Consider the following 9,266-nt stretch of genomic DNA (forward strand, 5'->3'; position numbering starts at 1 on the left):
TTGTTTGCGCTTGGGCATTGCATGGCGTCTTTTTTCATTCTGCGCGGTGCTAATGAAGGCAAACTGAAGCTCCCTTGAGGCTGGTGGGGTAAGTTCCTCTTAATTAGAGATTCATTATTAATTTATTTTCTGTTTTTCTGACTCGTCCTACACTTGCCTCGTGCTCAAGGAAGCACCTCTCGAATGAAAACAATATGCCGGTTGGCCCTCTGTGGATGGCCGCCGCCTGAGCAGCTTGATCTCGTTCATGAGAAAACACAGAAAAGGCGCAGGCCGGACAGCGCGTTCATGCCGGCACTGACAAGCCTAAACCCTGAGGTACTTGAAGACTATGACTACAACACCCAAGAAAATCGGTTTGCTCGCCTGTATCGGCGTCGTTGCCGGCAACATGATGGGCAGCGGTATTGCCCTGTTGCCTGCCAACCTGGCCAAGATCGGCTCTGTGTCGATCTGGAGCTGGGTCATCTGCATGTTCGGCGCCATGTGCCTGGCCTACGTCTACGCGCGATTGGGCACCGTCAATCCGCAGCAAGGCGGTCCGATTGCCTACGCGGGCGAAGTGTCGCCGGCTTTTGGTTTCCAGACCGGCGTGCTGTACTACCACGCCAACTGGATCGGCAACCTGGCCATCGCCATCACCGGCGTCGCCTATATGTCGACCTTCTTCCCGATTTTGAACCAACCTTGGCCGGCGACCATCGCGTCGGTGGCGATCGTTTGGATCTTTACTTTCGTCAACCTGATGGGCGGTACCTGGGTCAGCCGTTTGACCTCGCTGGGCCTGGTGCTGATCCTGATCCCGGTTGTGTTGACCGCGACGGTCGGCTGGGGCTGGTTTGACGTTCACACCTACATGGCGAACTGGAATACCTCCGGCAAGAGCGACAGCTCCGCCACGGTGAGCGCCGTGATCCTGTGCCTGTGGGCGTTCGTTGGCGTTGAGTCCGCTTCCGTATCGACCGGCCTGGTCGACAACCCGAAGCGCACCGTACCGCTCGCCACCATGCTGGGTACCGGTCTGGCCGGCCTGGTGTACATCTCCTCGACCCAGGTGATTGGCGGCATGTTCCCGGCCAAGGACATGGCGGCTTCCGGCGCGCCGTTCGCGTTGGCCACGAGCCATATGTTCGGCAATTGGGCGACCCCGCTGGTTTCCGCGTTCGCCGCGTTTGCCTGCTTCACCTCGCTGGGTTCGTGGATGATGCTGGTGGGCGAAGCCGGCCGCCGCGCCGCCGCCGATGGCAACTTCCCGGCTATCTACGGCAAGACCGACAAGAATGGCGTAGCCCGCGTCGGTCTGCTGCTGGCCTCGGTCAAGATGACCGCCCTGTTGGTTCTACTGAACGTGTTCGTCGGCACCGCCAATGCATCGGGTCTGTTCAACCAGCTGACCGCGATCGCCGTGCTGTTGACGCTGCTGCCGTACTTCTACAGCTGCGTGAACCTGATTCGTTTTGAAGGCGTGACCGGCAAGAGCGTAATCAGCCTGATCGCCTGCGTCGTGGGCGGCGCATTCTGCCTGGTCGGTTTGGCTGGCGCGGATGCCACCCCGCTGATGGGTACGTTTATCGTCTCGCTGATCATCCTGATGTTCTATGCACGCAAGATGGGTCAGCGGCAAGCTGCCGGCGCAAGCGCGAGCGCTTAACCGGTAGCCAGAATCCGTCCCCGGCAGGAGGGCTCCAGCCGGGGGCTGTAAACCCCAAGAAAGGGACTCATGTATGAAAACCATTCTGATTCTGACCAGTAATGATGCACCGCAGTTCAAAGTCGAGCCGATTCAGGAATTGCACGCCGTCATGGCTGAGGCCGGCTATGAAGTGGTGTATCCGGACAGCAAGTGCGACGCGCTCAAGCTGATCGAGCAAAACCCGCGCATCGCCGCCGTGCTGTTCGACTGGGACGATTTCGGCCTGGCGCTGTGCAGTGAAATCAGCAATCTGAATGAGAAGCTGCCGCTGTTCGGCTTTGCCAACCAGAACACCGTTCTGGACGTCTCGCTGACCGAGCTGCGTCTGAATCTGAATTTCTTCGAATACCACCTGGATCAGTCCGACGATATTTTCGTGACGATCGAGCAGGGCATCGCCGCCTATGTCGACGATATCGTCCCGCCGTTCACCAAGGCGCTGTTCAAGTACGTCGAAGCCAACAAGTACACGTTCTGTACCCCGGGGCACCTGGGCGGCTCCGCCTTCCTGAAGAGTCCGGTTGGCAGCGTGTTCTACGATTTCTACGGCCCGAACGTGTTCAAGGCCGACGTATCGGTTTCCATGCCGGAACTGGGTTCCCTGCTGGACCACTCCGGCCCGCATCAGGAAGCCGAGGAGTATATCGCCAAGGTCTTCAACGCGACCAATAGCTACATCGTTACCAATGGCACCTCGACCGCCAACAAGATCGTCGGCATGTTTGCCGCGCCGGCGGGCAGCACGATCCTGGTCGACCGCAACTGCCACAAGTCGCTTACCCATCTGATGATGATGAGCAACGTGACGCCGATTTACTTCCGCCCGACGCGTAACGCCTATGGCATCCTCGGCGGCATTCCGAAGAGCGAGTTCACCCGCGAAGTGATCGAAGAGAAGATCGCCGGAACCCCGAACGCCACGTGGCCGACCTACGCGGTGGTCACCAACAGCACGTACGACGGTCTGCTGTACAACACCGAGTGGATCAAGAAGACCCTCGACGTCAAGCACATGCATTTCGACAGCGCCTGGGTGCCCTACACCAACTTCCACCCGATGTACAAGGGTAAGTACGGCATGAGCGGCGATACCGTGCCGGGCAAGGTCGTCTACGAAACCCAGTCGACCCATAAGCTCTTGGCCGCCTTCTCGCAAGCCTCGATGATTCACATCAAGGGCGAAGTGGACCATGAAACGTTCAACGAATCGTTCATGATGCACACGTCGACCTCGCCGCAATACGGCATCGTCGCGTCGACCGAAGTCGCCGCCGCGATGATGAAGGGCAACACCGGTCGCCGCCTGATCGAAAACTCGGTCGAACGCGCGTTGAACTTCCGCAAGGAAGTGAAGAAGCTGCGCAACGAAAGCAAGGGTTGGTTCTTCGACGTATGGCAACCGGACGAGATCGACGGTCCGGATTGCTGGCCGCTCAAGCCGACCGACGGTTGGCATGGCTTCAAGAACATCGATGCCGACCATATGTACCTCGACCCGATCAAGGTCACCGTCCTGACCCCGGGCATGAGCAAGCAAGGCACGCTGGAAGACACCGGCATCCCGGCCACCATCGTGTCCAAGTATCTGGATGATCACGGCATCGTGGTGGAAAAGACCGGTCCGTACAACCTGCTGTTCCTGTTCTCGATCGGTATCGACAAGTCCAAGTCGCTGAAGCTGTTGCGCACGCTGACCGAATTCAAGCGCGGCTATGACCTGAACCTGAAGGTCAAGGTCATGTTGCCGAGCTTGTACGAGGAAAACCCGGCGTTCTACGAGGAAATGCGCATCCAGGATCTGGCGCAAGGCATCCACAAGCTGATGCGCAAGTTCAACCTGCCGGAAATGATGTACCACGCCTTCGAAGTGCTGCCGCAACAGGAAATGACGCCGCATCAGGCTTTCCAACGCGTGCTGCAGAACGAAACCGAAGAAGTGTACGTCGAGGAGCTGGTAGGCCAGGTGAACGCCAACATGATCCTGCCGTATCCGCCGGGGGTGCCGCTCGTCCTGCCGGGCGAAGTGATCACCGAGGACAGCGTGGCGGTGCTCGACTTCCTGCTGATGCTGATCGAAGTGGGCAAGCACTACCCGGGCTTCGACACCGATATCCATGGTGCCTACAAGCAAGAAGACGGCCGCTACAAGGTCAAGGTCATCAAGCGTCGCTAAGGCGCGTGAAAAAAATCTCCCGCTGCGGCGGGAGATTTTTTTTGTCCAGTAGCCAGCCCCTAGGCGGCGTCCTGTTTATTTTTGTATTCCTCCAGATAGTCCAGCAACCCCTGCAGTTCCGTGCCGACATATTTCTCGCTGTAGGTGGCGATGCAGAATTCGCGGTGAAAGCGCTCGCGCATCGGCAGCGCGCGCACCAAACCCTGAGCGACGGCTTGCGTGACGGCGGCGTGGGAGACAAAGGCGAGTCCGATGCCGTTGATCACGCTGTTGATGATGCCCTCGGTGGCGTTGATCTCCATGGCGATGCGCGGATGCTTGAGCCGGCGCCCGATATGGAAGTCGAATTGCTCGCGGCTGCCGGAGCCTGGCTCGCGCGCGATCCACAGCTGCTTATCCAGATCGGCGATGTCCAGCTGCCCATCCGCGCCGAGCGTCGAATCCGCCGGCGCGATGACGATCATCTCGTCCGATAGCCAGGGCCGCTTGATCAACGTCACATCCTGCACGTCCTTTTCCATGATGGCGACATCGAGCTCCGTGGTTTGCAGTCTGGCGCACAGGTCGCCGGTGCTGCCGATGAAGAGCGTCGGATAGCCGGCGCCGTGGTCCAGATGGAATTGGCGCAGAATGCCCGGCAGCAGATAGTTACCGATGGTTTTGGTGGCGCCGATCTTGATGTTTTTGTAGTTTTCGAACTCGCCGCTGAAAAAGTTTTCCAGTTGATTGATGCGCTGAATCAGCTCGTCGATATAGGGCAGGATCTGCTTGCCCTCCGAGTTGAGAATCAGTCGATTGCTAACGCGGTGAAACAGCTTGCGGCCAAACTGGCGTTCCAGTTCCTGCAGCGTTTGCGAGACGGCGGGACGGGTCAGGAACAATTTTTCCGAAGCATTGGCGATGGAACCTTCCTGTGCGACGGCCAGCAAGGCGCGCAATTGTCTAATCGTGATGTTCATAGCATTCCGGCGGTATGAAAGCGTTCTGTTTCAACATACGTGAAACGGGCGAAGATACCAGTCGCGATCCTGTCATGGACCGGCCACTTCGGGAGGACGCGCTATGCCGGGGGTAGTTGTCTGGCTGGCGGCGGGGAAACATGCGTCCGATATGGGTTTTTGCCGAATTATAACATTTTCATGTAGATAATGCTGTTGGTGCATGACGTTTGCGAGACGGCGGGACGTAAAAAAGCCCGCGCCAAGAGGCGCGGGCTTGGACAAGCGGTTTGCATGTTACATGCGCGCGATCATCGCCTCGCCGAATGCCGAGCAGCTGACTTCGGTGGCGCCGTCCATCAAGCGGGCGAAATCGTAGGTCACCTGCTTGTCGGCAATGGCGCGTTCCATGCCCTTGATCACGAGATCGGCGGCTTCCACCCAGCCTAGGTGGCGCAGCATCATTTCGGCCGACAAAATCAGCGAACCCGGGTTGACCTTATCCTGGCCGGCGTATTTCGGCGCCGTGCCGTGGGTGGCTTCGAACACCGCGTACTGATCGGAGATGTTTGCGCCCGGGGCGATGCCAATGCCGCCCACTTGCGCGGCCAGCGCGTCGGAGATGTAGTCGCCGTTGAGGTTCAGCGTCGCGATGACGTCATATTCCGCCGGGCGCAGCAGGATTTGCTGCAGGAAGGCGTCGGCGATCGCGTCTTTGACGATGATCTCGCGGCCGGTTTTCGGATTTTTGAACTTGCACCACGGTCCGCCGTCCACCGGTTCCGCACCGAATTCGCTCTTTGCCAGCGCGTAGGCCCAGTCGCGGAAGCCCCCTTCGGTGAACTTCATGATGTTGCCCTTGTGCACGAAGGTCACGCTCTTGCGGTCGTTGTCGATGGCGTAGCGGATGGCGGCGCGCACCAGGCGCTCGGTGCCTTGGCGCGATACCGGCTTGATGCCGATGCCGGAGGTTTCCGGGAAGCGGATCTTCTTCACGCCCATTTCCTGTTGCAGGAACGCGATCAGCTTTTTGGCGCTATCGGACTCGGCTTGCCATTCGATACCGGCATAAATGTCCTCGGTGTTTTCACGGAAGATCACCATGTCGGTGAGCTCAGGCTGCTTGAGCGGGCTCGGCACGCCCTTGAAGTAGCGAACCGGGCGCACGCATTGGTACAGATCCAGTTCTTGGCGCAGCGCGACGTTCAATGAGCGGATGCCGCCGCCGACCGGCGTGGTCATCGGACCCTTGATCGATACTGCGTATTCTTTGAGTGCGGCGAAGGTTTCGGCCGGCAGCCATTCATCCGGGCCGTACAGTCGGGTCGACTTTTCGCCGGCATAGACCTCCATCCAGTGAATCTTACGCTTGCCGCCGTAGGCCTTTTCGACCGCGGCATCGATAACCTTGATCATGACCGGCGTGATGTCGACGCCGATGCCATCGCCTTCGATGAACGGAATGATCGGATTATTCGGAATCGATTGCCCCGGGACGATTTTTTGCCCGCCGGCGGGCACTTTGATGAGGGATTGGACGCTCATGCCTTCTCCATTGTTTGTGGGTGCTGATGGCTACCAGGAAATGCGTCCCCGCCTGTTGGGCCGGGCGTTCGAGGTGTCCGAAGTAGCGCGCGGATCGCTTGCGGGTTCGTGAGGAAACGGCCGCAAAACCGCGCCGGAGAAGCCGGATTTCAGACCATAGCTTATTGTTGTACCGTCTCTCCTTATCCTTGATATTATCGTGTAATTCATTCGCATCCGCCAGACCCATGCCTGAACTGATCCTGCTGAACAAGCCCTACGGCGTCATCTGCCAGTTTTCTCAACATGAACTGCATCGCACGCTCAAGGATTACGTTCAAGAGCCGGGATTCTACCCGGCCGGCCGGCTGGATACCGACAGTGAAGGCCTGCTGCTGCTGACCAATGACGGGACATTGCAGCACCGCATCAGCGACCCGCGCTGGAAGCTGCCCAAAACCTATTGGGTGCAGGTCGAGGGCACGCCGAGCGACGCGCAGTTGACGCAATTGCAAAGTGGCGTCGACTTAGGCGACTTCGTCACGCGCCCGGCCGAGTGCGCGCGGCTGGATCCCCCGGCGATCTGGCCACGGATGCCACCGATCCGAGTGCGCAAAAGCGTGCCTGACAGTTGGATTTCGTTGACCATCAGCGAGGGTAAGAATCGTCAAGTGCGGCGCATGACCGCCAAGGTCGGTCTGCCGACGCTAAGGCTCGTACGCGTCGCCATCGGCCCTTGGCGTCTGGATGGTCTGGCACCGGGCGAGATGCGCCGGTTGCAGATCAGTCTTGAAGATTTGCCGCGGGTAAAGCATGCTGTTGGCATTAACAAACCGGCCGGCGCAACACGACGTCCGGCCCGACACGGCAGGGGTGGGGGCGAACGCCGCGGGTGACTGGCACCCGTCGCGCCGCGTGCCGCCCGGGGGTGAACGATGCAAATTCCCGAGTCTTACAATCCGGTGGCGCGCGACATTGCGCAGGCAATGATCGACGGCTTCGACAAGCACTATCGCTTGTTTCGCGAATGCTCGCAAAGCGCCAAAACGCGTTTCGACGAGGCGGACTGGCAAGGCATCCAGAAGACGATCCGCGACCGGATCCAGTTCTACGATCAGCGTGTGCGCGAAACGGTGGCGTTGTTGCACCGTGATTTCCACGCCGAGCTGCTCGACAACGAAATCTGGCAACAGGCCAAGCTGTATTTCATCGGCCTCTTGTGTAACCATAAACGGCCGGAGTTGGCGGAAACCTTCTTCAACTCGGTGTTCACCCGTATTTTGCACCGGGACTACTTCAACAACGATTTCATTTTCCTGCGTCCGGCGATCTCCACCGAGTACATCGAGGCGACGCCGCCGGCGTACCGCAGCTATTATCCGGCGAGCCAAGGTCTACAGCCGACGTTGCGGCAGGTCGTTGCCGATTTCGGCTGGACGAGGCCGTTCGCCAATCTGCGCCGCGATCTGACCCGGGTGCTGCGCGCGGTCAACCAGTATCTGGAAGGCCGCGTGCCGCGACGCGAGGCCAATCTGCAGATTCAGGTGCTGTCCTCGGCGTTTTATCGCAACAAGACCGCCTATCTGTTCGGCAAGGTCATCAACGGCTATGCGTCCTACCCGTTCGCGGTGCCCGTGCTGCACGACGCTGCCGGCAAGCTGTACCTCGACACGATCCTGCTTGAACCCTGGCGCATCGGCGTGCTGTTTTCCTTCAGCCACGCCCATTTCCTGGTCGATATGGACGTGCCGTCGGCCTACGTGCAGTTCTTGCGCAGCATGTTGCCGACCAAAAGCAAGGCGGAGCTCTACACGATGATCGGCTTGCAGAAGCAGGGCAAGAATATCTTCTATCGCGACTTCATCCAGCATTTGCAGCATTCCAACGATCTGTTCACCATTGCCCCCGGCATCCGCGGCTTGGTGATGCTGGTGTTTACCCTGCCTTCCTTCCCTTATGTGTTCAAGCTGATCAAAGACGTCTTCGGCGCCACCAAGGAGCTCGACCGCAATACGGTGCGGGCCAAGTACTGGCTGGTGAAGCGGCACGACCGCGTCGGGCGCATGGCCGACACGTTGGAGTTTTCCAACGTGGCCTTTCCTAAAAAGCGCTTTACCGAGGAGCTATTGGCGGAATTGCGCAGTCTGGCGCCGTCGATGATCGAGGAAAGCGAACACACGATCATCATTCACCATCTCTACATCGAGCGGCGCATGAAGCCGCTCAACCTCTATCTGCAGACCGCGACGGCGGAGGAGCGCGAGCTGGCGATCATCGAATACGGCAACGCCATCAAGGAGCTGGCGACCGCCAATATTTTTCCAGGGGACATGCTGTTCAAGAATTTTGGCGTTACTAGATATGGCAGAGTGATTTTCTACGACTACGACGAAATCGAGTACATGACCGACTGCCAGTTCCGTCAGATCCCGCCGGCGCCGACGCCGGAGATGGAAATGTCCGGCGAGGTCTGGTACCCGGTCGCGCGCAACGACGTCTTCCCGGAGGAGTTCAGCACCTTCCTGCTGGCCGACCCGGCGGTACGCCAGATCTTTCTGCGCCATCACCGCGAGCTGCTCGATCCGGTTTTCTGGCAGGAGAAGCAACGCCGGGTGCGCGAAGGCAACATCGAGGACTTCTATCCCTATCCGGAGTCGATGCGCTTCGTCAACCGCTATCCGTCACGTGGAGAGAACTAAGGACCCTCTGAACAAGTTATTTGCCCCTGTATTCGGGGCGGCGCCTGGCGGTCGGTCTGCTTTGTTGCGCGGCTGGTGGTTGGAATGATCATCCACTGCGCTCCGCGCCGCGCATCCCATCCCGCCAGGGGTCGCCGCAGCGGTAAATAACGGGTTCAGAGGGTCCCTAGATGCCTACTTGATGCCTTCCTCCGCCTGCTCGCCCCATACCGCCTGCATGTCGGCAGGGCGCACCACGC

General features: G+C 59.1%; 6 protein-coding genes. 4 read left to right on the top strand and 2 right to left on the bottom strand.

Annotation, left to right across the window (positions count from 1 at the left end):
* The first annotated feature begins 331 nt into the window (after window positions 1-331).
* Window positions 332-1,651 carry a cadaverine/lysine antiporter gene (cadB, locus tag JOZ06_RS17515; RefSeq protein ID WP_293234774.1) on the top strand — a complete coding sequence of 440 codons (1,320 nt, stop codon included), beginning with the start codon at window positions 332-334 and terminating at the stop codon, window positions 1,649-1,651.
* Between the two features lie 73 nt (window positions 1,652-1,724).
* Window positions 1,725-3,866 (top strand): lysine decarboxylase LdcC, encoded by a 2,142-nt coding sequence (locus tag JOZ06_RS17520; protein WP_293234776.1) that lies wholly within the window; start codon window positions 1,725-1,727, stop codon window positions 3,864-3,866.
* Between the two features lie 59 nt (window positions 3,867-3,925).
* On the opposite strand, the gene JOZ06_RS17525 is transcribed toward JOZ06_RS17520, so the two are convergent.
* Both JOZ06_RS17525 and icd read right to left on the bottom strand, forming a co-directional pair.
* Window positions 3,926-4,825, bottom strand: coding sequence for a LysR substrate-binding domain-containing protein (locus JOZ06_RS17525; protein ID WP_293234778.1), 900 nt, complete (start codon window positions 4,823-4,825; stop codon window positions 3,926-3,928).
* A 276-nt stretch (window positions 4,826-5,101) separates the two neighbouring features.
* Entirely contained in the window at window positions 5,102-6,349 is a 1,248-nt protein-coding gene (gene icd / locus JOZ06_RS17530; RefSeq protein WP_293234780.1) for an NADP-dependent isocitrate dehydrogenase, read from the bottom strand.
* Window positions 6,350-6,576: 227 nt separating this feature from the next.
* Here icd and JOZ06_RS17535 point away from each other — a divergent pair, with 227 nt between their 5' ends.
* Window positions 6,577-7,224 carry a pseudouridine synthase gene (locus JOZ06_RS17535; protein WP_293234782.1) on the top strand — a complete coding sequence of 216 codons (648 nt, stop codon included), beginning with the start codon at window positions 6,577-6,579 and terminating at the stop codon, window positions 7,222-7,224.
* 39 nt (window positions 7,225-7,263) lie between these two features.
* A complete protein-coding gene (gene aceK / locus JOZ06_RS17540) occupies window positions 7,264-9,027 on the top strand; it encodes a bifunctional isocitrate dehydrogenase kinase/phosphatase (RefSeq protein ID WP_293234784.1) in 1,764 nt (587 codons plus the stop codon).
* The last annotated feature ends 239 nt before the right edge of the window (window positions 9,028-9,266 follow it).

The sequence above is a fragment of the Paludibacterium sp. genome (assembly GCF_019232825.1).
Taxonomy (GTDB): domain Bacteria; phylum Pseudomonadota; class Gammaproteobacteria; order Burkholderiales; family Chromobacteriaceae; genus Paludibacterium.